The organism is Frigoribacterium sp. CFBP9030, from assembly GCF_034045195.1.
GTDB lineage: Bacteria > Actinomycetota > Actinomycetes > Actinomycetales > Microbacteriaceae > Frigoribacterium.
Window position 1 is genome coordinate 110,723 of sequence record NZ_JAXCWG010000002.1, and the last position, 23,087, is coordinate 133,809.

22 protein-coding genes are annotated in these 23,087 nt (G+C 72.2%); 10 read left to right on the forward strand and 12 right to left on the reverse strand.

Annotated features, from left to right (window positions below; genetic code table 11):
- The first annotated feature begins 79 nt into the window (after positions 1-79).
- Positions 80-592 carry a hypothetical protein gene (locus SOM13_RS02690; RefSeq protein ID WP_320478853.1) on the forward strand — a complete coding sequence of 171 codons (513 nt, stop codon included), beginning with the start codon at positions 80-82 and terminating at the stop codon, positions 590-592.
- Positions 593-636: 44 nt separating this feature from the next.
- Positions 637-1,146 carry a DUF427 domain-containing protein gene (locus SOM13_RS02695; RefSeq protein ID WP_243216327.1) on the forward strand — a complete coding sequence of 170 codons (510 nt, stop codon included), beginning with the start codon at positions 637-639 and terminating at the stop codon, positions 1,144-1,146.
- A gap of 141 nt (positions 1,147-1,287) precedes the next feature.
- Here the strand turns inward: SOM13_RS02695 and SOM13_RS02700 are convergent, their stop codons facing one another.
- The 9 genes from SOM13_RS02700 to SOM13_RS02740 all read right to left on the reverse strand — a co-directional run bounded on the left by SOM13_RS02700 (position 1,288) and on the right by SOM13_RS02740 (position 10,311).
- Positions 1,288-1,884, reverse strand: coding sequence for a hypothetical protein (locus SOM13_RS02700; protein ID WP_192060486.1), 597 nt, complete (start codon positions 1,882-1,884; stop codon positions 1,288-1,290).
- A 209-nt stretch (positions 1,885-2,093) separates the two neighbouring features.
- Positions 2,094-2,609: a hypothetical protein gene (locus SOM13_RS02705; RefSeq protein WP_192060485.1), complete on the reverse strand. Its 516-nt coding sequence runs from the start codon at positions 2,607-2,609 to the stop codon at positions 2,094-2,096.
- 19 nt (positions 2,610-2,628) lie between these two features.
- A complete protein-coding gene (locus tag SOM13_RS02710) occupies positions 2,629-3,108 on the reverse strand; it encodes a heme-degrading domain-containing protein (RefSeq protein WP_243216322.1) in 480 nt (159 codons plus the stop codon).
- 98 nt (positions 3,109-3,206) lie between these two features.
- Positions 3,207-4,496, reverse strand: a complete 1,290-nt coding sequence (locus tag SOM13_RS02715; RefSeq protein WP_192060483.1) for a glycosyltransferase — start codon at positions 4,494-4,496, stop codon at positions 3,207-3,209.
- Positions 4,497-4,623: 127 nt separating this feature from the next.
- On the reverse strand, positions 4,624-5,502 hold the full coding sequence (locus SOM13_RS02720; RefSeq protein WP_320478854.1) for a patatin-like phospholipase family protein: 879 nt from the start codon (positions 5,500-5,502) through the stop codon (positions 4,624-4,626).
- Between the two features lie 115 nt (positions 5,503-5,617).
- Positions 5,618-6,781, reverse strand: coding sequence for an MBL fold metallo-hydrolase (locus SOM13_RS02725; RefSeq protein WP_320478855.1), 1,164 nt, complete (start codon positions 6,779-6,781; stop codon positions 5,618-5,620).
- 207 nt (positions 6,782-6,988) lie between these two features.
- The gene (locus SOM13_RS02730) at positions 6,989-8,020 is read right to left on the reverse strand and encodes an NADPH:quinone reductase (RefSeq protein ID WP_320478856.1); all 1,032 of its coding nucleotides are present in this window, start codon (positions 8,018-8,020) and stop codon (positions 6,989-6,991) included.
- Between the two features lie 141 nt (positions 8,021-8,161).
- On the reverse strand, positions 8,162-9,124 hold the full coding sequence (locus tag SOM13_RS02735; protein ID WP_320477259.1) for an acetylxylan esterase: 963 nt from the start codon (positions 9,122-9,124) through the stop codon (positions 8,162-8,164).
- Positions 9,125-9,267: 143 nt separating this feature from the next.
- Positions 9,268-10,311, reverse strand: coding sequence for an LLM class flavin-dependent oxidoreductase (locus SOM13_RS02740; RefSeq protein WP_320478857.1), 1,044 nt, complete (start codon positions 10,309-10,311; stop codon positions 9,268-9,270).
- Between the two features lie 66 nt (positions 10,312-10,377).
- On the opposite strand from SOM13_RS02740, the gene SOM13_RS02745 reads away from it, so the two are divergent.
- Together SOM13_RS02745 and SOM13_RS02750 are read left to right on the forward strand one after the other, a co-directional pair.
- Positions 10,378-10,779, forward strand: a complete 402-nt coding sequence (locus tag SOM13_RS02745) for a hypothetical protein (protein ID WP_192060478.1) — start codon at positions 10,378-10,380, stop codon at positions 10,777-10,779.
- A 111-nt stretch (positions 10,780-10,890) separates the two neighbouring features.
- Positions 10,891-12,462, forward strand: a complete 1,572-nt coding sequence (locus SOM13_RS02750; RefSeq protein ID WP_320478858.1) for a hypothetical protein — start codon at positions 10,891-10,893, stop codon at positions 12,460-12,462.
- Between the two features lie 138 nt (positions 12,463-12,600).
- Here the strand turns inward: SOM13_RS02750 and SOM13_RS02755 are convergent, their stop codons facing one another.
- Positions 12,601-13,929: an MFS transporter gene (locus SOM13_RS02755; RefSeq protein WP_320478859.1), complete on the reverse strand. Its 1,329-nt coding sequence runs from the start codon at positions 13,927-13,929 to the stop codon at positions 12,601-12,603.
- Between the two features lie 91 nt (positions 13,930-14,020).
- On the opposite strand from SOM13_RS02755, the gene SOM13_RS02760 reads away from it, so the two are divergent.
- The 6 genes from SOM13_RS02760 (at position 14,021) to SOM13_RS02785 (ending at position 21,320) form a co-directional block, all read left to right on the forward strand.
- A complete protein-coding gene (locus SOM13_RS02760; RefSeq protein WP_192060476.1) occupies positions 14,021-14,878 on the forward strand; it encodes a LysR substrate-binding domain-containing protein in 858 nt (285 codons plus the stop codon).
- A 116-nt stretch (positions 14,879-14,994) separates the two neighbouring features.
- Complete coding sequence (locus tag SOM13_RS02765; protein WP_320478860.1) at positions 14,995-15,438, forward strand: hypothetical protein; 444 nt, start codon at positions 14,995-14,997, stop codon at positions 15,436-15,438.
- A 118-nt stretch (positions 15,439-15,556) separates the two neighbouring features.
- The gene (locus SOM13_RS02770) at positions 15,557-16,441 is read left to right on the forward strand and encodes a 5-oxoprolinase subunit PxpA (protein WP_320478861.1); all 885 of its coding nucleotides are present in this window, start codon (positions 15,557-15,559) and stop codon (positions 16,439-16,441) included.
- Positions 16,438-18,267, forward strand: a complete 1,830-nt coding sequence (locus SOM13_RS02775; RefSeq protein ID WP_320478862.1) for an urea amidolyase family protein — start codon at positions 16,438-16,440, stop codon at positions 18,265-18,267. The genes SOM13_RS02770 and SOM13_RS02775 overlap by 4 nt, the downstream gene beginning before the upstream one ends.
- Positions 18,264-19,790 carry a biotin carboxylase N-terminal domain-containing protein gene (locus tag SOM13_RS02780; RefSeq protein WP_320478863.1) on the forward strand — a complete coding sequence of 509 codons (1,527 nt, stop codon included), beginning with the start codon at positions 18,264-18,266 and terminating at the stop codon, positions 19,788-19,790. Before SOM13_RS02775 ends, SOM13_RS02780 begins: the two co-directional genes overlap by 4 nt.
- A gap of 54 nt (positions 19,791-19,844) precedes the next feature.
- On the forward strand, positions 19,845-21,320 hold the full coding sequence (locus SOM13_RS02785; RefSeq protein WP_320478864.1) for an NCS2 family permease: 1,476 nt from the start codon (positions 19,845-19,847) through the stop codon (positions 21,318-21,320).
- 98 nt (positions 21,321-21,418) lie between these two features.
- Here SOM13_RS02785 and SOM13_RS02790 read toward each other — a convergent pair whose 3' ends face one another.
- Together SOM13_RS02790 and SOM13_RS02795 are read right to left on the reverse strand one after the other, a co-directional pair.
- Positions 21,419-22,279: an aldo/keto reductase gene (locus SOM13_RS02790; protein WP_320478865.1), complete on the reverse strand. Its 861-nt coding sequence runs from the start codon at positions 22,277-22,279 to the stop codon at positions 21,419-21,421.
- The gene (locus tag SOM13_RS02795) at positions 22,276-23,049 is read right to left on the reverse strand and encodes an EI24 domain-containing protein (RefSeq protein WP_320478866.1); all 774 of its coding nucleotides are present in this window, start codon (positions 23,047-23,049) and stop codon (positions 22,276-22,278) included. The genes SOM13_RS02790 and SOM13_RS02795 overlap by 4 nt, the downstream gene beginning before the upstream one ends.
- Between the last annotated feature and the right edge of the window lie 38 nt (positions 23,050-23,087).

Consider the following 23,087-nt stretch of genomic DNA (forward strand, 5'->3'; position numbering starts at 1 on the left):
CGTCTGTTGCCGAAGAGGCAAAAGATGATCCGCGCCCGCCGGTCGTCCCCGTCTCGGCGGCGATGCGAGGATGGTTCCCGTGACCGAGACCCGATCGGCCTTCCTGGCCTGCGCCTCCGTGGCCGTCCGGCTGCTGGAGCGACCCGAGCTGGCGGCGGCCTGGGCGCTGCCGTCCGTGCACGACGGGCTCCGGGTGCGCGACGTCGCGACGGAGCTGGTGCGGGGGCTGCGTCTGAGCGCGCTCGATCTGGGCCGGGGTCCTTCCGTGCCGTCGGTGCTGCGTCCGACCGCGGAGTCCACGGCCCGTGAGGCGCGACTGCTCGTCGAGCGCCTCGAGCAGCATGCGGTCGGCGGTCCGGCGGGTGGTCCCATCGAGGGCGGCCACGTCCCGGCCTCGCGACTCGCCTCCCTCGCCGCCGATCTCGAGGACCTCGCGCTCAGCGTCGGTCAGCACGTCGACGTGTCGCCGACGACCGCCCGGGCCGCGCTCGAGCTGCTCGTCGCGTCCGCTCGCGGGGCCACGGGCGGCGTCGCGGCCCTCGACGGCCTGTCGTCGACGCTCCGTTCGGCACCCGCGGTCGTCCGGGCCTGAGCATCGCCCCGACGACTCGTCGGCCCGGGGTGCACGATGGCGGGATGAGACGCAGCGTCCGCCGACCCGACCGCGACATCCCCGGCCCCGGTCAGGAGTCCGTCTGGGACTATCCCCGACCCCCTCGCGTCGAGGCGCGCACCGAGCGCATCGTCGTGCGACTCGGCGGGCAGGTGGTGGCCGACACGACCCGCTCGTTCCGCGTGCTCGAGACCAGCCACCCGCCGGTCTACTACCTGCCGCGGAGCGCGTTCGTCGAGGGCGCCCTGACCCGGGGCGACGGATCCAGCATGTGCGAGTTCAAGGGCAGCGCCGGCTACGTCGATCTGCGGGGCGGGGCGGACCGGTCGAGCGGAGCCGGCTGGTTCTATCCGTCCCCGTGGGCGGGGTACGAGCAGCTCGTCGACCATGTCGCGCTCTACCCGGGTCGCGTCGAGTCGATCGAGATCGACGGTGAGACCGTGCGGGCGCAGGAGGGCGACTTCTACGGCGGCTGGATCACCGACGCGATCGTCGGCCCGTTCAAGGGACCGCCCGGCACGCTCGGCTGGTGACCCGCGCCTCCTCGGTTCCGTGCTGGCGGCCTCGAGTGGTCAGAAGATGCCGTTCGGGCTCGGATGAACGGCATCTTCCGACCATCGACGCGAACACCGAGGAGGCGCGGGTCGGCCTGCGAACGACGCCCGGCCCCCGGGTCAGGGCGACGTCGAACCCGACAGCGCCGCGACCACCTGCTCGGCCTCGGGGAACCACCGCGCGTAGTGGTCGGGGTCGTCGTTGATCTGGACGGCGTGCGCCGCCTCGGTCGGCGACAGCTCCTTCCAGCCGGGGATCGCCACGAGCTTCGAGAAGAACCGGGTGGCTGCCGAGTACGGGTCCATCCGCTCGGCATAGGTTCCCCAGGCGCCGTTGTCGCGTTGCTGGAAGAGCCCGCGACTGTCGGGTCCGACCGCGTCGCCGTGGTCGATGTTGCGCAGGCTGGACTCGCCCATCGCCGTCATCACGCCGATCGCCTGGGTGTGCTCGCCGATGCCCTGCGCCCGGGCGGCCTGCATGATCCACGCCGCGTTGATCAGGCGGTCCTGGCAGTAGCCGGCGACCGGACCGGCAGGCACCTCGATGTCGCCCACCATGACCGGGTCGACCGCGGGGCAGGTCACCGGCGGAGTCACGGGCCGTGCCACCTGATCTCGCGGCGCCGCCAACGACGACACGACCATCACGAGCGCGACGACGAGAGCCAGCACCGCGGCGCAGAAGACGATCGACGCGGCGATCAGCACTCGGCGCACAGGTGGGCCTCTCGGTCGGGCGGATGGAGCAGACGACTCGGAGGCGTCTGACGGAGTCCGAGGATATCGCCCGGTCTCGGAGCCTCACTGGGCGCGAGCCGAGGAGGCGCGGCGTGCCTCACCGACGACGCCCGCCCCCCTGGAGCGGAACGCCTAGAGCGGATCGCCTAGAGCAGATCCCCTAGCGCGGATGGCCCGGAGCGGATCGCCTAGAGCAGGTCGCCTCGGTCGGCCAGGTACGCCGCCGCGTCGCGCACCTCGCCGGGCCCGGCGCCCCAGCGCACCAGTGCCCGGCCGTCGGAGACGAGGAGGCGCTGGTCGCCGGCGACGAGGGCCTCGGTCGAGAGGTCGACGGGCAGATAGGCGTAATCGACGACCTCGCCCTCGGCGAAGTGACCCCGGGCCGCAGCCCGCCGTTCGGCCTTGCGCCTCTCGACGGACGGCGAGAGGTTCTGCGATCGGGTCGGTTCGAGGGCCCGGGTGATGCGACCCGTCTCGTGCACACGGCCGTCGGTCTCGAGCAGCAGCACGCCGAGGCGCCAGGCCCGGCCGACGGGCTCGAGCGAGTCGGCGGTCTTCACGACGACGATCCGGCGCGACGGCCGGTAGCGGGCGAGCGCCTCGGTGCGGGCGTCACGCGCGGCGAGGTCGCGGGCCGTGTCGGCGAGCAGCGTGCGGAGCTGCGCGGCCGCCTGCTCGTCGGCCTCGCTCGGTGCGGGCGCCATCGGTGCGGGCACGATCGGCTCAGGAGTCGTAGCCGTGCGCCAGGAAGTCGTCGAGCACCTCGACGACGAGGGCGTGGTCGTCGGCCTGCGGCAGCCCCGACACCCCGACGGACCCGACAACGCCCACCCCGACCACCGTCACCGGGAACAGACCGCCATGGGCGGCGTAGAGGTCGGTGTCGAGACGGGACTTCTCGTCGAAGGTAGACCCGGCGACGCGGAACGACTCGCCGACCCGGTACGAGCTCTGCCCGTAGCGCTCGACCACGCGGGCCTTGCGGTCGAGCCACTCGTCGTTGTCGAGCGACGTGCCGGGCAGCGCGGCGTGGAAGACCCGCTGGCGGCCCTTGCGCACCGTGACGGTGACGGCGAGACCGCGGCGACGCGCCTCGGCGAGCAGGAACGCGCCGAGATCGAGAGCGGTGTCGGTGGTGAAGCGGCGGAAGACCAGGCGCTCCTCCTGCTCGGCGAGCTCGGTCAGCAGGGTGTCGTCGGTCATGAGGGCCTCCGGTCGATGCGGGTCGTCTGGTCGGATCCGAGCATAGGCCGGGCCCCTGACATCGGAGCCCGGGGCGTCGGAGGCCCGCCGCCGGACGGTCAGCGGCGGACGCCGGCTGACGCGAGCTCGGAGCAGTCGTCGCTGCCCGCGACGCGGCAGTACACGTCGGCCAGCTCGGCGGCCGACCACGCCCACGGGTGATCGAGCGCCCTCGCCCGGGAGGCGCGCGACAGTCGCCCGGCCCACTCGACGTCGCGGACGACGCGGGTGATGGCGGCCGCCCAGACGTCGGGATCGCGCGAGTCGAGCACGACGCCGGTGACGCCGTCGACGACGCTCTCGCGGAGTCCGCCCGAGGAGGCGGCGATCACGGGCACCCCGCTGGCGGCCGCCTCGAGGGCGATCAGGCCGTAGGTCTCGGAGTGCGACGGCACGAGCACTGCGCGGGCTCCGCGCAGGAGCGTCGCGAGACCGGTGCGCGTGCGGGGGCCGACGAAACGCACGGTGACGTCGAGCTCGTCGACGAGGGCCAGGAGGTCGTCCTCGTAGCCGGCGAACTCCGTCGACGCGCCGCCAGCGATCACCAGGTCGGGGCGCACCTCCGCGGGCACGGCGGCGACCGCGCGGATGGCGAGGTCGGGGGCCTTGAGCGGCTCGAGGCGCCCGGCGACGACGACGTAGGGGCGTGCGGGGTCGACGACCCGCGCCTCCTCGGTGCCCTCTGATGCGGTGTCTTCGTGAGCCGTCTCGTCCGACACCGTGCCGTCGAGCGGGTGGAACAGCTCGCTGTCGACGCCGGGCAGCACGACGGCGACGCGATCGGGGCTGCCGCCGAGACGGGTCAGCACGGTCTCGGCCTCGGCGCGGCTGATGGCGACGACGGCGTCGGACTCTCGGGCCAGGTGGGCCTCGCCGGCGAGGCGGCCGGGGGACTCCGCGCGCTCCCCGTGCGAGAGGGGGGTCGAGTCGGCGGCCGCGATCGAGTGGAAGCTCTGCACGTGGGGCACGCCGAGCGCTCGGGCGACGGGCAGGGCGGCCATGCCCGAGAACCAGTGGTGGGAGTGCACGACGTCCCATGGGCCGAGCTCGGCGAGACGGTCGCGGAACTCGTCGACGAAGAGCTCGTTGCGGCCCTTCGTGACGGGCTCGGCGGGGCCCGCCGCGACGAAGTGGAGCGTGACGCCCGGCGACAGGTCGACGCGGGGCGGCTCGTCGGGCGACGAGCGTCGCGTGACGATGTCGACCCGGTGGCCGGCGGCGCCGAGCGCCTCGGCCTGGTTGCGCACCACGACGTTCATCCCGCCGACGTCGCCCGAGCCCGGCTCGGCGCCGGGGGAGGTGTGCAGCGACACGAGCGCGATGCGGAGCGGGGAGGAGGCGGTGGTCACTTCCCGAGGGTACCGGCCCGCAGGTGCGCGCGGCCCGCGCGCCCGGTGCGCCGGACGATGCGGGCGAGTCCGGCCAGGACGGTCGCCCGGACGCGCCCGTCTTCGCCGGACCCGCCCGGCCGGCGGATCAGGCGGCCGCGCCGGTCCAGAACATGCGGACGTCGTCGAGCAGCGCCTCCGCCTGGCGTCGTCCGGCCTCGGCAGCGGGGCGGCGGGTGGCGGTCGACAGCACGTCGCCGCCGAAGGCCGCGAGAGCCTCGGCGTCCGCCTGGATCACGAGCACCTCGCGCCCGGCAGCACGGCGGGCCGCGACGACCTGGGGCAGCGTCGGCCCGAGCGGCGAGACGTCGAGCTCGGGGCCGCACGAGAGCACCAGCACCCGGTCGTACTCGTCGCCCAGGTCGGCGTTCGTGCCCGAGCGGACCCCGCCGTCCATGGTGGGGTGCCCGTCGATCTCGACGGTGGGCCAGACGACGGGCACCGAGCAGCTGGCGGCGACGGCGCGGTGGAGGTCGACGCCCGAGTCGGCGTCGAGGGGGCGGAAGGCGCCGTCGGTCGCGTCCACGGTGCAGACCGTGAACGCGCCGGTCGGCCAGCCGACGTCGCCGAATCGCGCGCGCATCGTCGTGAGCAGGGCGGGCTCGTCGCCGGTGACCGGTGTCTGCCGGGCGAGCGCGCCGATGCGGGCCCGCGCCTCCTGCTGGTCCGTCGCGCCCATCAGCGCCTGACCGAGCGTCTGCTGGAACGCCTCGGGGTCGATCGAGCCGGTCGGCAGCTCCGTGACCGCCTCGTACTGCTCGCGCAGACCCTCGTCCACGCGTCCGAGCCGCACCATCGTGCCGACGACCGAGCCGGCCGACGTGCCGACCACCAGATCGGCGTCGTCGAGGGCGACACCGGCCTCGAGGAGGCGCGACAGCACGCCGAGCTCCCAGGCGATTCCGGTGATGCCGCCGCCGCCGAGGACGAGAGCGGTGCGTGAGCGGGAGGGGGCGGTGCTGGTCATGTCGTGCGTCTCCGGAGTGTCGGCGGTGTGTCGGTTCGGTGGCGTCTCGGGCGCGGGTCGTCTCGGGTGCGAGATCGCGCTGCCACGGGGCCGGCCCCGACGGTAGGCCCGTCGCCTAAGAGGACGGTCGGAGTTCGCCGAGGCGGCCGAGCGCCTGCACGTGCCACTCGGTCTGGGCGAGCGCCGAGCCGAGCCGGTAGCCGTGCAGTGACGCGATGCCGCCGGTCCACGACATGCGTTCGGCGACCTGCCAGACCGTCGGACGGTCGAGCGACGCGTCGGTCGTGCCGGCATCGGTCGCGCTGGGGTCGGTCGTACCGGCGTGCGTCGTGCCGGCATCGGACGCGCTGGCGACCGTCGTGTCGGCGTCAGTCGGGCTCTCGCGAGCCCCCGCGAGAGAGTCGAGCGCGGCTGCGGCGTCGGCGCTGCGGGCGGCACGGTGATCGACGAGGGCCTGCGCCCGCTCGGCGAGACCGACGAACCGGTACTCGTGCCCCGGGCAGACCTCCAGGGCGTCCGCCCCCGAGACGTCGAGGGCGATGACCCGACCGAGCGACGCGAGGTAGTCGTCGAGGGGGTTGCCGTCCGCCCGACCGCCGAGCCCGATGCCCGGGTTGATGCGCGGCAGCACGTGGTCTCCGGTGAAGATCAGCCGCTGCTCCGGTTCGACGAAGCAGAGGTGCCCGGCGGTGTGACCGGGGGTGTGGACGGCGCGCAGTCGTCGCCCGGCGATCGGCAGCTCGTCGCCGTCGGCGAGCAGCAGGTCGGCGGTGACGCGGGGGAGGTGGCGACCCGATCCCCACGACGCGACCAGCGCCTCCTCGTCGTCGGCCGGTGCGCCCCAGCGGGCGATGTCGGCGTCGGCTGCGGCGGCGTCGGCGGTGCGCTCGTCGAGCGCGCGCTGCTCGGACGCGTGCAGGGCGATGCGGGCTCCGGAGGCGCGGCGCACGGCATCGGCACCACCCAGGTGGTCGGCGTGCAGATGGGTGACGGCCACGAGGGCGATGTCCGCCATCGAGTGTTCGATCTCGCGGAGTGCGGCTTCGAGCCGGTCGAGGTTCGCGTCGTCGGCCCACCCCGGGTCGATGAGCGTGAGCGCACCGTCGGAGCCCTCGATCAGGTAGCCGAGCGAGAAGTCGCCGTCGCCGAACGGGAAGGCGATCGACCAGACTCCGTGCCGCACCTCCTCGACCGGGGGCAGCTCGCCACGGTCGAGCGCCTGCGCCTGGACGGCGCTGACGGCGGTGGGAGGAACGGGTCGGCTGGCGGGGTCGCTCACCCTCCGAGCCTAGCCAGGCCCGCCCCGCCTCCCGCCCGCCCGCCGCCCGCCCTGCCGCCCTGCCGCCCGCCTGCCGCCCGCCCGCCGTGCCGCCCGCCCGCCCCCGCCGCCCGCCCCGGCAGCGATGAACCCCGTTCGCGAAGATGAACCGCGATATACGGCGGTTCATCTTCGCGAACGGGGTTCGCGGGGCAGAGCGGCCGACGGCTACTCGGCCGACACCTCGATCAGCACCTTGCCGACGATGTCGCCCTCGACGGCCTCGTGCGCGGCCGCGGTCTCGGCGAGCGGGAACGTGTGCACCGGCAGGCCCGCGGCCTCGCCGATCGGCAGGACCCCGTCGCGGAGGGCCGCCGTGACGTCCTCCGCGGCGGCGTCGAGCGCCGCCGCGCCGACCGTGTACAGCAGCACGAACTGGTACCGCGTGTTGGTGATCATGTTCGCGCGGATCGGGATCGTCGTCGTGTCGCCGCCGTTGTCGGCGTAGATGGCGACGGAGGCGCGGTGGGCGACGACGTCGGCGAGCAGGTCGGCGTTCTGCGAGATGGCGACCTCGACGACGACGTCGACCCCGTCGGGTGCGATGGCGCGGATCTCGGCGGCGGCGTCGCCGGTGCGGTAGTTCACGACGTGGTGCGCGCCGGCGGCGGTGGCCAGCGCCGACTTGGCGTCCGAGCTGATGGTCGTGATGACCGTTGCACCGGCCCAGCGGGCGAGCTGGATGGCGGCGTGACCGACGGCACCCGCGCCTCCGGCGACGAGAACGGTCGCGCCGTCGAGGCTGCCGGGGGTCAGGCGGCTCGGGCCGTCCTCCCAGACGGTGAGCGCGCGGTGGGCGGTCATCGCGGGGACGCCCAACGCGGCACCGACGTCGAGTCCGATGCCCGCGGGCAGCGGGACGACGAGTCGTGCGGGCAGCACGGTGAACTCCTGCGCCGTGCCGGTCGGGCGTTGGTAGGCCGAGAGGTACGTCCAGACCCGGTCGCCGACCGAGAGCCCGGTGACGCCGTCGCCGACGGCGTCGACGATGCCCGAGCCGTCCTGGTTCGGGGTGACCTCGTCGAACGGCAGGCTCTCGCCCGGCTCGCCGCCGGCTCGGGACTTCCAGTCGGTGGGGTTGACGCCCGACCACACGACGCGCACGCGCACCTCGCCGGCGGCGGGTTCGGGCACCTCGCGGTCGACGAGCTGCAGCACGGTGGTGGCGGGTCCGGTCTCGGTGTACACGATCGACTTCATGCCCGGAGCCAACCAGACGCGGCCGCCCGATGTTCCCGGCGACTCGGAGACCGCACTCGAGGAGTCACGACACGCCGCGCCTCCTGCAGTCCCGCGGCGTGTCGTGACTCCCCGAGACCGGAAACGGGGCCAGGCCCCGGCTCAGGCGGACGCGCGGCGGAACGCGGCGAGCGCCAGCAGGTCGTCCTCGGGCCCGCCGCCCTCGTGCCCGTTGTACGGCCAGATCGTGATGTCCTTCGGTCCGCCGTAGGCGTGGAACGCGCCGAACACGGTTGACGGCGGGCAGATCGGGTCCATCAGCGCGGTGGTGAACACGGCGGGAGCACTGCCGCGGCGAGCGAAGTTCACCCCGTCGAAGTACGACAGGACCTCGTGCACCGAGGAGGCGCGGTGCCGGTGGACGGCCAGGTACCGTCCGATCTCCTTGTACGGGTCGGCGTCGGTGATGACGCTGGCCCGGCGGAAGTCACAGAGGAACGGCACGTACGCCGCGACGGCCGCGAGGTCGGGCACGAGGCCGGCGACGGCGAGTGCGATGCCGCCGCCCTGGCTGCCGCCCACGACGGACACCCGGGCGGGGTCGACGACCTCGAGCGAGCGAGCGGCCTCGACGGCGCGCACGGCGTCGGCGAACACGCGTCGGAAGTAGTACGTCTCGCGGCTGTCGATGCCCCGCGTCATGACGCCGGGGTGGGCGGGCCCCGAGCCGTCGGGGTCGGGGGTGTCGCCGCGGCTCCAGCCCGAGCCCTGCCCGCGGGTGTCCATCTGGAGGTGCGCGTGGCCGGTCGCCGACCAGAACAGGTTCTCGGTGGGGGCGCCGCGGCCGCCCCCGTAGCCGACGTACTGCACGACGGCGGGCAGCGGCCCGGTCGCACCGGCGGGAACTCGCAGCCACGCCCGCACCGGCTGCCCGGCCCAGCCGGCGAAGGTGACGTCGTACACGTCGACCGTCGTCAGTCCGGTGTCGACCGCCTCGACCCGCACGTCGAGGGGGTGCGCCCGGGTCTCGTCGAGGGTGGCGGCCCAGAACGCGTCGAAGTCGTCGGGCTCGGTCTGGGTGCTGCGGTGCTCCCAGAGGGCGGTCTCGGGCATGTCGGTGAACATGACTCACTGTCTACCCGTCGAGCGGCTCGTCGAGGAGTCACGACATGCCGCGCGCCTCCGATGCGACGCGGCGTGTCCCGACCCCTCGAGCTGGTGAGCCGGTGAGCCGGAGAGCCGGACAGGCGGAGCCGAGGAGGCGCGGGTCAGGCCGCCGGCACCAGGTTCGGCACCCAGCCGAACGCGGGAGCGACGTGCTCCGCCACGGTCTGCAGCAGGCGGGCGTTGTACTCGACGCCCAGCTGGTTCGGAACGGTGAGCAGCACGGTGTCGGCGGCCTGCACGGCCGCGTCGGCCGCCAGCTGCTCGGCGATCACGTCGGGCTCGCCGATGTAGCTCTTGCCGAAGCGCGACTGCACGCCGTCGAGCAGACCGACCTGGTCGCCGCCGTCGGCCTGGGCGCGCACGCCGAAGTAGCGGCGGTCCTCGTCGGTGGTGATCGGGATGACGCTGCGGCTGATCGAGACGCGGGGCTCCCGGGTGTGACCCGCGTCGGCCCATGCCCGGCGATAGAGCTCGATCTGCTCGGCCTGCAGCTGATCGAAGGGGACACCGGTGTCTTCGGTCAGGAGGGTGCTGCTCATCAGGTTCATGCCCTGCTGCCCGGTCCAGGCGGCGGTGGCCCGGCTGCCCGAACCCCACCAGATGCGCTCGCCGAGACCGGGGGACTGCGGCTCGATCGACAGGCCCTGCGACCAGCCGGTCATCTTCGGGTCCGACCGAGCGACGTCCGCTCCGCCGATCGCGGCCCGGAACAGCTCCGTGTGCCGACGCGCGAGGTCGGCGTCGCTCTCGCCGTCCGCCGGCGCGAAGCCGAACGACTCCCAGCCGCGGAGGGCCGGCTCGGGTGATCCCCGACTGACGCCGAGCTGCAGTCGCCCGGCGCTGATCAGATCGGCCGCCGCGGCCTGCTCCGCCATCGACAGCGGGTTCTCGTAGCGCATGTCGATCACGCCGGTGCCGAGTTCGATGCGGCTGGTGCGCGCCGCCATGGCCGCCAGCAGCGGGAACGGGCTGGCCAGCTGACGCACGAAGTGGTGCACGCGCACGGCGGCCACGTCGATGCCGATCTCCTCCGCGGCCTCGGCCAGCTCGATCGACTGGACCAGCGCCTCCCGGGCGGTCGGGGTCGCCGACCCGCGGACGTCCTGATAGTGGCCGAACGACAGGAACCCGATGCGCTTCTTCATGACCGGGCGAACCATCGGCGCTCTCAGCCCATTCCGCCCGGCCGCTCATCTCGGTAGCGTGATCGTGTGGAGAATCGGTTTCGCATCGACGACGACGACCTCGGGGTCGACCTGCAGGCCTCGAGCGTCACGCTCGACGACGACGGGGTGATCGACGCGGTCGTGGTCGCCCAGCGGGTGCCCGCCGCGGCCGACTGGACGGAGTCGCCGCCGCGCCTCCGGTTCCGCGACGTGCCGCTCAAGTTCGACGGGGCCAGCTTCGGGGCGACCGTCGACGACGACCTGCTCGACGAGCACGACATCGCCTTCTGGCTCGAGGGCAGCGACGACGTGCACGGGGTGCTCAGCCTCCGCGCCGGCGATCTGCTGCGCTTCGTCGGCACCACCCACGTCTCGGGCGAGCCCACCTCGTGGCGACTCGACGTCGCCCTCGCGTTCGGCGGCACCAGGCGCGCACCCGCCGTCTGACGTACTGGTGCCCCCGTTGGTTGCCACTGTCACGCTCGCAGATTGAGGCCTGAAATTAACTCGACCTAATTTGAACTTGTTTCTTTTGACGTGGAGCGATACGGTCCGAGCATGACGTCGCCTATCAACTCGGCCATTCTGAAGCTGCACCGCCGCGCGGAGGGAAGCAAGACTGAGGAGCTGGTCAAGACTTTTGTGAGCGCGGGTCCCATTATTGATCTTTTGGGTTCTCAAGACCATCAGGTCGTCTACGGGAGACGAGGTACCGGCAAGACGCACGTATTGCAATTGCTGGCGGATAGAGCGCATGGAGACGGCGGAGTGCCCGTCTACATCGATCTACGCACGATTGGCTCAAATGGCGGGATCTACGGTGATCCCAGTGTCCCGCTGCCTGAACGCGGAACTCGCTTGCTCGTCGATGTTCTCAGTCACGTGTATAACGTCTTGAGTGCTCGTGTTCTAGAGGCTGCCGACGCTGGATTCCATGATTATCAATTGGCACTCCGCCATCTGGACGACCTTGAGAGAAGCATCTCCGATGTACGTGTCTCAGGTGAAGAGGAGCAGGCCTACCGGCGTCAGCGAACAGTTTCCGAAAGCGGGGAGTCTGGGGGAGGTATTGGTCCGAACTATGCACACCTGACTGCCACCGCGTCAGACAGCGAGGAGAGCGTCGACGAGGTCAACGTCCGCGTCCGGGGGCCCCGCCGATACCACGTTCACTTCGGCGCGGTTTCTGGGTCAATTCGAGGACTCGCAGAAAACTTGCCGGGGCGCCTCTGGCTGATTCTCGACGAGTGGTCTGATGTCCCCCTGGATCTCCAGCCGCTCCTTGCGGACCTCCTTCGCAGATGTGTGATGCCTGTCCAAAATGTCACGGTGAAGATCGGGGCAATTGAGCAGCGAAGCCACTTCTCAGAACCCGATGGAGTCGGTGGCTATATCGGTTTTGAGTTGGGAGCAGATATATTTGCTGATCTAGAACTCGATGACTTCATGGTATTTGGTAACGATGAGGAACAAGCTAAGGCTTTCTTCTCCGAACTGCTTTTTAAGCATGTAACAAGCTTTCTGTCTGCCGAAGACGCGGCACAAGTCAAGACCCCCGCAGAGTTCATCAGAAAGGCATTTACTCAGAAGAATGCGTTTGTCGAATTTGTTCGCGCTGTTGAGGGGGTGCCTCGAGATGCCATCAATATTGCCATCCTTGCGGCGAAATCAGCGCTGGATGATCCGATTTCGATTCCTCATGTCCGACAGGCCGCTCGTAGGTGGTATCTCAGTGATAAAGAAAAGCCCATTCAGGCGAATGAGCGAGGCATCAAGCTCTTGCACTGGGTAATTGACGAGGTGATTGGGTCGAGGAAGGCCCGTGCTTTCCTGTTGGAACAAGGTCAGTCGGCGAAACACGAGCTAATCGCTTCCCTCTACGACTCACGAGTTCTGCATGTCATCAAGCGGGGTGTCTCTTCTAATGATCGACCGGGGAAGCGCTTCGATGTATTCACACTTGATTTTGGCTGCTACGTGGAACTCGTTTCGACAACGGCGGCACCGATCGGACTCTTTGAAGCTGAAGTCGACGAAAACGCCGAAGTGTTCGTAGACGTGCCAAAAGACGACTATCGCTCAATCAGACGTGCAATTTTAGATTTGGACGCGTTTGAGGCGAGTGTTTGATGAAGTCGGGGGTGGACTAACGAATCACCACGTAGCGAGTCCACGGCGCGGCGCCGCGTGGTGATATTCGGCTTTGGTGCGGGTGGGCGCGTAGCGGTGGTCTAATACCTCTCTAGCTCCCCGGCCCTTGACGCAGACTCAGCGGTGCGCGATCTCGACCACCGGCACGTATCGCCGCACGCGCATCTGCAGGGTCAGCTGCCCCCGCCGGGCGAGCACGAGGGCGGTGATCGCCGCGACGAGCGCGGGCACTCCACCCGACAGCACCATCGCCGCGTGGGTTCCGAACGTCTCGACGACGAGCCCCATCAGCGGCCCGCCGATGGCCTGCCCGCCGAGCAGCACCAGCACGTACAGCGACATGACGCGGCCTCTGATGGCGATGTTGCTCGAGAGCTGCACCAGCTGGTTCGCCGCCGTCAGGAACAGCAGCGACGCGAAGCCGACGGTGACGAGGGTGACGGCGAAGAGCCCGACCGACGGCATCGAGCCGGCGACCGTCTGGAGCAGGCCCGTCGCCAGCAGACCGAGCACGATGGTCCGCAGCCGGATGGTCGCCCGCCGCGTCGACAGCAGCGCGCCGGTGAGGGCGCCCACCGCGATCATCGAGTTGAAGAGCCCGTAGCCGCCCGCCCCCACGTCGTAGACGTCGTCGGCGAACGAGGCCAGCAGCACCGGCATGGTCAGGCCGAACACGGCGTACGAGGCGACGAGCACCACCGGCACCAGGATCGTCGGCTTCGCCCGGGCGTAGGCGAGGCCCGCCCGCAGCTGACCGCGACTGCGCGGGCCCGGCGTCGTGCGGGTCATCTGCGCCGTCTTCAGCAGGCCGAGCATGACGACCACCAGCAGGCAGGCGACCCCGTTGACGACGAACGCCCAGCCGGCGCCCACCGCCAGCAGCAGCACCCCGCTCACGGCGGGTCCGATCATCCCGCCGAGCTGGAACACGCTGGAGTTCACGCTGATGGCGTTCCGCAGGTACCTGTGCCCCACGAGCTCCGACACGATCACCTGCCGTGCCGGGTTGTCGATGACCGTCACGAGACCGGTCGCGAACGCGATGGCGAAGACGTGCCAGGGCATCACGACGCCCGAGAGCGTCAGAGCCGCCAGCCCGAGACTGAGGACCGCGAACACGCTCTGCGTCGCGATCATCAGGGCGCGCTTCGAGAAGCGGTCGACGATCACCCCGCCCAGCAGGCCGAAGAAGAGCATCGGGGCGAACTGCAGCGCCACGGTGATGCCGACGGCCGTCGCGCTGCCCGTCAGCTCGAGCACGAGCCAGTCCTGCGCGATGCGCTGCATCCAGCCCGCCGTCATCGCGACGACGTTGCCGGCCGTCCACAGCCGGAAGTTCGGCACGCTCAGGGCGATGAAGGTGTGGCGCCACGGCGGGCGCTCGGCCATGACGGGCAGGGGTTCGGTGGCGGGGGGCGGGGCGACGGTGCGGGGCGGGACTGACATCACCCACGACGCTACGGCCCGAACCCTCATTCGGACCCGCTATGGTTCGAATCAGTGCCATTGGTCATCCCAATGCACCGAGAGGAGCCCCGTGTTCGACCCCGCCCTGCTCGCCACGTTCCTCGCCGTCGCCGAGACCCGCAGCTTCACGAACGCCGGGCTCCGACTCGGCATCAGCCAGCCCACGGTCAGCCAGCACATCGGCCGTCTCGAGAAGGCCGCCGGCCGCACGCTCGTCACGCGCGACACCCGCGAGGTCCGACTCACCGACAACGGCGACGCCATGGCCGGCTTCGCCCGCACGATCCTCGCCGCCCACACCGCCGCCGAGAGCTACTTCAGCGGCTCCGCCATGCGCGGGCGACTCCGCTTCGGCGCCGCCGACGACCTCGCCATCACGCAGCTGCCCCGCATCCTCCGGCACTTCCGTCAGCTGCATCCGCAGATCGACCTCGAGCTGACCGTCAACCAGAGCGCCCCGCTCCGTCGCCGCCTCGCCTCCGGACACCTCGACCTCATCTTCGTCAAGCAGACGGCGGGCGAGAGCACCGAGGGCACCCGGGTCGCCGGAGACACCATGGTCTGGATGGCGCAGGAGAAGCTGCAGATCGAGACCGGTCACCCCGTGCCCCTAATCGCCTACCAGGCGCCGAGCCTCAGCAGACAGCTCGCCATCGACGCGCTCGAATCCGCCGGCCGCACCTGGCGCATCACCTGCAACACCCGCGACGTCAACGGCATGCTCGCCGCCGTGCGCGCCGGCATGGGCATCGCCGCCTTCCCCTTCTCCCTCATCCCCACCGACCTCGTCAAGGTCAGCCGCCGCTTCTCGCTGCCCGACCTCGGAGACGTCGACTACGTCCTCGTCGCCAACCCCGTCGCCCCCCGCGAACCCGTCGACGCCCTCACCACCGCCATCATGAGCCGCGGGGTCAGCCGAGCCGTCTGACCCGCCCACCGCGATCAGCGCCGCCCCCGGCCACGCCGACCCCCGGCCACGCTGACCCCCGGCCACGCCGACCCCGCTGACAGGCCGAGGAGGCGCACGCGAGCACCATGGGCACCATGAACCGGCGCCCCTCCCGCACCCCGAACCCCCTCCGCCCCACCTCCGGGGCGACCCGCCCCGACGCCGACCGCGCCCGCACCACGGCACGGGCGCTCGCCGCGGCCCTCGGGGTCAGCGGAGTCCTGCACCTCGTCCGCCCCGCGGTCTACGACTCGATCGTGCCCCGCGTCCTCCCCGGCCCCGCCCGGGCCTACACGGTCGTCTCGGGCGTGGCCGAGATCGGCATCGCGGCGGCTCTGCTGTCGCGGCCGACCCGCCGTCTCGGCGGCACCCTCGCCGCGGCGCTCTTCGTCGCCGTGTTCCCGGCCAACGTCTCGATGGCGGGCCGATCCGTCCGCAGCGGCCGCGCCTCCTCGGTGCGCACCGCTATCGCGATCGCACGGCTGCCCCTGCAGTGGCCGCTGGTGAGTCGGGCGCTGCTCGTGCGCCGCGCCTCCTGATCCCCGACGCACCGGCCGCCCGGCGGCGCCCAGCAGCCGACTCGCCGACCCCGCTACGGTGGGGAACGACCCCTCTGCGCATCCCGTCGCACCGCCCGAGCCGCACGGAAGGCCCCGCATGACGACCATCGACCTGAACGCCGACCTCGGCGAGGGCTACGGTCGCTGGACTCTCGGCGACGACGACGCGATGCTCGCCGCGGTCACGAGCGCCAACGTCGCCTGCGGGTTCCACGCGGGCGACCCCCTCACCATGACCGCCGTGGTCGACGCGGCGCACCGACGCGGCGTCGCCGTGGGCGCCCACGTCTCGTACCGGGATCTCGCGGGCTTCGGGCGCCGTTTCGTCGACGCCTCCGAGGCCGAGCTGGTCGGCGACGTCGTCTACCAGATCGGTGCGCTGAACGGGGTCGCGGCGTCGGTCGGGGCGACGGTCCGCTACGTCAAGCCGCACGGTGCGCTGTACTCGGTGATCGCGGGCGACGACGAGCGCGGTCGCCGGCACGCCCATGCCGTCGTCGAGGCCGTCACGCGGGTCGACCCCGGCCTGGTGCTCGTGGGCCTGGCGGGTTCGCCGCTGCTGACCCGGGCCACCGAGGCGGGGCTGTCGACCATCGCCGAGGCCTTCGCCGACCGGGCCTACACGCCCGACGGCCGTCTCGTCCCGCGCACGAACCCCGGCGCCGTGCTGCACGACCCCGCCGAGATCGTCGACCGCGTGCTGCGGCTCGTCGAGACGGGGCGCATCCGGGCCGTCGACGGCACCGATCTCGAACTCCGGGCCGAGTCGGTCTGCGTGCACGGCGACACCCCCGGCGCCGTCGCGATCGCCTCCGGGCTGCGCACGGCTCTCGAGGCGGCGGGCGTCGACGTCCGCTCGTTCGTCGCCGTCCCGCGCCAGGTCGCGGCCACCGAGTCCGCCGTCCCGCCGGCGGCGCATACCGCAGCGCTCCCGCTCCCGCTCCAGCCCTCGGCCGATTCCGCCGCCGGGTCGCCGTCGTGAGCGACGATCACGGGGTCGACCTCCAGTCGGCGATCGCGCGACTGCGCGTGCTCCCGCTCGGCACCGACGGCATCCTGATCGAGACCGGCGGGCTCGACGAGTCGCTGGCGCTATTCGGAGCGCTGCTCGCGCAGCCCGTCGCCGGTCTGCTCGACGTCGTGCCCGCGGCGCGGACGGTCGCGGTGCGGTTCCTGCCCAGCCTCCTACCGGTGCGGTCGCTGCTCGCGGTGATCCGATCGCTGCCGAAGTCCCGCGACGCGGCGACCAGCGGTCGACTCGTCGAGATCCCCGTGCACTACGACGGGGCCGATCTCGACGAGGTGGCGCGACTCACCGGGCTGAGCGTCGACGAGGTCGTGCGGAGGCACACGGACGCCGTGCACACCGTCGCGTTCACCGGCTTCGCGCCCGGCTTCGCCTACCTCTCGGGCGGCGACCCGGCTCTCGACGTGCCCCGGCGGGACGTCCCCCGCACCGCCGTGCCCGCGGGCGCCGTCGCCCTCGCCGCGGGCTTCTCCGGCGTCTACCCTCGAGAGAGCCCGGGCGGCTGGCAGCTCCTCGGTCGCACGACCGTCCCGATGTGGGATCTCTCCGAGCGCGTCCCCGCCCTCCTGCAGCCGGGCATGCGCGTCCGCTTCGTCGCCGTGCCGGAGCGCGAGGGCGGCGTCGATCTCGACGGCGTCACGACGCCCCACGGCGACGACCGCACCGAGGAGGCGCGGGTCGGCTCCCCGACGACGGCTCCCGTCGCGCTCCGGGCCGCCACGGTCGAGCACGCGGCGGACCCGGCGGTGTCGCCGACGCGCGCGCTCGTCGTGTCGGCTCCCGGGCCGTTCAGCATCATCGAAGACCTGGGGCGCCCCGGCCGGTCGGGTCTCGGCGTCTCGCGATCGGGCGCGATGGACCACCGGGCGCTCCGCGAGGCGAACCGGCTCGTCGGCTCGTCCACCGGGTCCCCGGCTCTCGAGATGGCCTACGGGGGTCTCGTGGCCACGGCTCGGGGCGACCTCGTCGTGGCGATCGCCGGGGCGCCCGTCGCCATCACCGTCGACCGCGGCGGCGATCGGATCGCCGGCGTCGTCGGAGCCCCCTTCGCGCTCGACGACGGCGACGTGCTCGAGGTGGGCGCGCCTCCTCGGGGCGTCTACTCGTACCTCGCCGTCCGCGGCGGCTGGCTCGTCGACCCGGTGCTCGACAGCGCGTCAGGCGACGTCCTGGCCGGGCTCGGGCCCGAGCGCCTGCAGGCGGGCGACGAGCTCGTCGTGGCTCGCGGGTGGTCCGAGTCGGTGGCCGCCGCGGCCCCTCACGTGCAGCGGAACGTCTCGGGGCCCGACGAGGTGACGTTCCTCGACGTCGTGCTGGGACCCCGTGACGACTGGTTCACCGACGAGGCGCTCGCCCGCCTGACCGAGCAGGAGTGGACGGTCACGCCGCAGTCGAACCGCATCGGGCTCCGGCTCGAGGGCGCGGTCCCGCTCGACCGCGCCGTGACCGACGAGCTCGACAGCGAGGCCACGGTCTCGGGCGCCCTGCAGATCCCGCCCGACGGGCAGCCGGTCCTGTTCATGGCCGACCACCCCGTCACCGGCGGGTACCCGGTCGTCGCCTGCGTGGTCGGCGATCAGCTCGATCGCGCCGCTCAGGTGCCGATCGGCGCCCGGGTGCGCTTCCGCGCCGTGCCCGGCCCGGCGCTGACCGGCCGCGCCGCTGCGGCGGCCGCCGCAGCCTCGTCGCCCGGGGCCGGGTCCGGGCCCCGGTCCGAAGCCGCCGACACCGCACCCGTCGGGCCGCCGGCCGCCGTGCCCGAGCGAGGTGACGCGGCGTGAAGAAGGTCCTGATCGCCGAGCGCGGTCTGATCGCCGTCCGCATCGCGGGCGCCTGCGCCGAGCTCGACCTCGGCTCGGTCGCGGTGCATGCGGCCGACGACGCCGAGGCCCTCCACGTCCGTGCGGCCGACGAGGCGTGGGCCCTCGACACCGGCGACGCCCTCGACGCCTACCTCGACATGGACGCCCTGATCGTGGTCGCTCGTCGCAGCGGAGCCGACGCCGTCCACCCCGGCTGCGGCCCGCTCTCCGAGAACGCCGAGTTCGCGCGCCGCGTGGTCGCCGCCGGGCTGACCTGGATCGGCCCGGCCCCCGAGACGATGGAGACGCTGGGCGACAAGATCGCCACGCGCGCCCTCGCCGACTCGGTCGGCGCGGCGCTGGTCGTCGGCACGGCGGGGCCGATCGAGAGCGCCTCCGACGCCGTCGTGTTCGCTCAGCGGCACGGCATGCCGATCGCGCTCAAGGCGGCGCACGGCGGGGGAGGGCTGGGCCTCCGCGTCGCCCGCCGCCTCGACGAGGTCGCCGACTTCTTCGATTCAGCGGTGCGCGAGTCGGCGGCGGTCTTCGGTCGGGGCGAGTGCTTCGTCGAGCAGTACGTCGACCGGCCGCGGCACGTCGAGGCCCAGGTGCTCGGCGACGGCCGCGGCGGGGTGGTCGTCGTCGACGTGCGCGACTGCTCGGTGCAGCGACGTCATCAGAAGCTCGTCGCCGAGTCTCCCGCGCCGTTCCTGACCGACGCCCAGCGCGACACGGTCGTCGAGACCGCGAGGTCGATCGCGGGTGCGGTCGACTACCGGGGGGCCGGCACGGTCGAGTTCCTCGTCTCGCAGGCCGGTGCGGTCTCGTTCCTCGAGTTCGGCACGGCCCTGGCGGTCGAGCACGCCGCGACGGAGCAGTCGACGGGGGTCGACCTCGTCCGGCAGCAGCTGCTCGTCGCTGCCGACCGGCCCCTCGAGGTCGACGACCAGCCGCCGGTGCTCGGTCACAGCATCACCTTCCGCGTCACCGCCGAAGACCCTGGGCGGGGCTTCCTGCCGACCGACGCCGCGGTCACCGCCCTGTCGCTGCCCGGCGGCCCCGGGGTCCGGGTCGATCCCGGCGTGGTGTCCGGCGGAGCGGTGCCCGCGGGGCGCGACTCGCTCCTCCTGACCGTCACGGCCAGCGGTCGCGATCGCGACGAGGCGCTGCGGCGGGCCCGACGAGCGCTCTCCGATCTCGACGTCGTCGGGCCTGCCACGACCGTGCCGTTCCACCGTCTGCTTCTCGACGAGGGGGCGTTCACCGCCGACGACGGGCGGTTCGGGGTGCACACCCGCTGGATCGAGACCGAGCTCGACGGCCTCGACGCCCTCGCGGTCGCCACGCCGCCGAGCGGTCGCGAGCCGGGCCCCGTCCGCAGCTGGATCGAGGTCGACGGCAGGCGGGTCGAGGTCGCCCTGTCGGCCGCGCTGGCGTCGTCCGAGGTCGTGGCCGCCCTGGTCGCGGCGTCGACGACGGAGGGCGATCCGCCGCCGCTCTAAGATGGGCGTCTGCCCGCGGCCGTCGGGCCACGTCCCCCACCTCGGAGTCGCCTCATGACCACGTCCGCGCCCACCGGCCCCGCCACGACACCCACGAGGCCCGCCGGCCGTCTCGATCGGTACTTCGAGATCACGGCCCGAGGCTCGTCGTTCGCACGGGAGTTCCGCGGCGGCATCGTGACCTTCGTGACGATGGCGTACATCGTCATCCTGAACCCGCTGATCCTCGGCGGCTTCAGCGCCGACCAGGCCGCACAGGACGTCACGGGCGGCTGGCTGCAGAACGACCAGGTCGCCGCGGTCACGGCCCTCACCGCGGGGGTGATGACCATCCTGTTCGGAACGGTCGCGCGCCTCCCGTTCGCCTTCGCCGCAGGGCTCGGCATCAACTCGTTCCTCGCCGTCAACGTCGTGAACGACGTCACCTGGCCCGAGGCGATGGGGCTGGTGGTCATCAACGGCCTCGTCATCACGATCCTCGCCGTCACGGGCCTCCGCGGGTTGATCTTCAACGCCGTCCCGGCCGCCCTGAAGACCGCGATCACGGTCGGCATCGGCCTCTTCATCGCCTTCATCGGACTCGTCGACTCCGGCTTCGTGCGCCCGAGCGGATCGGCCTCGCCGCCGGTGCAGCTCGGCGACGCCGGCTCGATCGCCAGCCTGCCGACGCTCACCTTCGTGATCGGACTCATCGCGATCGCCGTCCTGATGGCCCGTCGCGTCAAGGGCGCCATCCTCATCGGCATCGTGGGCACGACGATCGTGTCGATCGTGCTCGAGTCGATCTTCCGCGTGGGGCCGTCGCTCGGTCAGGACGCCGACAAGTGGAACCTCAACGCCCCCGTGCTGCCCACGCAGATCATCGCCCTCCCCGACCTGTCGCTGATCGGCGACGTCAGCTTCGGCGCCTTCGCCCGCATCGGCGTCCTCTCGGCCGTCATGCTCGTCTTCACCCTGGTCTTCACGAACTTCTTCGACGCCATGGGCACCATGACCGGCCTCGCGAAGGCGTCCGAGGTCGCCGACGACAGGGGCACGTTCCCGCGGCTGCGTTCGGCGCTGGTCGTCGAGGGCATCGGCGCGGTCGCCGGCGGGGCGACCAGCTCGTCGTCGAACACGGTGTTCGTCGAGTCGGCCTCGGGAATCGGCGAGGGTGCGCGCACCGGGTTCGCCTCGGTGGTCACTGGTCTGCTCTTCATCCTCGCGATGTTCTTCACGCCGCTCACGCAGGTCGTGCCGCTCGAGGTCGCGTCGGCGGCGCTCGTCATCGTCGGTGCGCTGATGGTCTCGCAGATCCGCGACATCGACTGGACCGACTTCTCCGTCGCCCTGCCCGTCTTCCTCACGATCATCGTGATGCCGCTGACCTACTCGATCGCCAACGGCATCGGCGCGGGCTTCATCAGCTGGGTGCTGGTCCGAGCGTTCTCAGGCAAGGCGCGGGGCATCAGCCCGCTGCTGTGGATCGTCGCCGCCGGGTTCCTGGTCTACTTCGTGCGCGGGCCGATCGAGGCTCTGCTCGCCCGGTAGCGGACTGCTGCCCGTCGCCGGTCGGCGAGGCGGCGATCGGGCGACCCACCGGTGAGCGAGTCGTCGACCCGGCGACGCCCGAGCCGAGGAGGCGCGGGTCAGCGCATCTCGAGCGGCACCGGTCCCGACGGGGCCGGGAACGCCCGCTCGAGCTGCACGAACGCCTGATCGTCGAGGTCGACGGCCAGCGCGGCGGCGTTCTCGAGCGCGTGCCCGGTCGTCCCGGCCTTGACGGCCGCGAGCATGTCGGGGGCGAGTCGAAGCACCCAGGCGAGCGCGACCTGCGCCGGTGCGGCCCCGAGGTCGGCGGCGACCGACGTCAGCACGGGGTGGTCGAGCAGCTCACCGCTGTCGACGGGGGAGTACGACATGAGCGGCATGCCGTGGTCGCGCGCCCAGGGCAGCAGGTCGAACTCGGGCCCGCGGTGGGCGAGGTTGTAGAGCACCTGGTTCGTCTGCACGTTCACGCCCCCGGCGGGGCCGACGAGCTCGGTCATGTCGTCGACGTCGAAGTTGCTGACCCCCCAGCCGCCGATCGATCCCTCGGCGACCAGCGCCTCCATGGCCTCCACGGTGTCGGTCACCGGGTGCCCGCCGCGCCAGTGCAGCAGGTAGAGGTCGAGCCGTTCGACGCCCAGTCGCCCGAGACTCGCGTGACAGGCCTCGATCGTGCCGCGGCGCGAGGCGTTCCCCGGCAGCACCTTGCTCACGAGGAACACCTCGTCGCGCCGACCGGCGACCGCCTCGCCGACGAGACTCTCCGACGCCCCCTGCCCGTACATCTCGGCCGTGTCGATCAGCGTCAGGCCGGCGTCGATGCCGGCGCGCAGTGCTGCGATCTCGGTGTCTCGGCGGCGGGGATCGTCGCCCAGTCGCCAGGTGCCCTGGCCGAGTGCGGGCACGACGCGTCCGTCGGGAAGCGGCACGGACGGGTTGGTGGGGGAGGCGGGGGTCGTCATGCGGGGCGATGGTAGTCGCCGGGCGGCTGGGCGAGCACCTCTCGGGAGAGAAGGGTGGCGGCGGCCACGGCGGCGGGCATGACGGCGACGGCTCCGAAGGGCACGAAGAAGAGCAGGTAGGTGGCCGTGCCGAGACCGAGGGTGCGGGCCCTCCGCGTGGCCAGGAGCCGGCGTCGCTCGCGAAGGCTCCGGCCCCGGGCGTCGAAGGCGTAGCCCGTGAGCTCGACCGCCAGGAACCAGCCTCCCGTCAGCGCGCCCAGCACCGGGATCGCCGTCTGGCCGACCACGGGCACGAATCCGCCGGCGAACAGCAGGAGCCCGACTCCGCCGGTGGCGATCAGCAGGCGCACCGAGTCGCCGGCGCTGCGGGCGAGACCGGCCCAGAAGCCGCGGTCGACCTCGGCGGGGGCGTCGCCCTCCCCCTCCTCGACCCGACGCCAGATGCGCTCGTAGAACGGGTCGCCGACCAGCAGCGTCACCGCGGTGAAGGCGACGACGGCCAGCAGCACGGCGAGCGCCGTCACGGCCAGCCCGGCGACGAGGCGGGCGGCTGTCCGCGCCCACTCCGACCAGTCCTGCGCGAACGGGGTCACGGTCACGGCGATGTCGTCGGCGGCGAACCCCACGACGACGACGAGCGCGACGAACACGGCGCCGACGACGAGCGCCGGGACGGCGCCGAGCAGCATCAGGCGCGGCGACGTGCCCCAGAGTCGCAGGCCGCGTCCGAGCAGGCCGACACCGGCGAGGAACTCCCTGACCACGTCCACCCCGAGAGAGTACCGAGCCGAGGAGGCGCGGGTCCGGT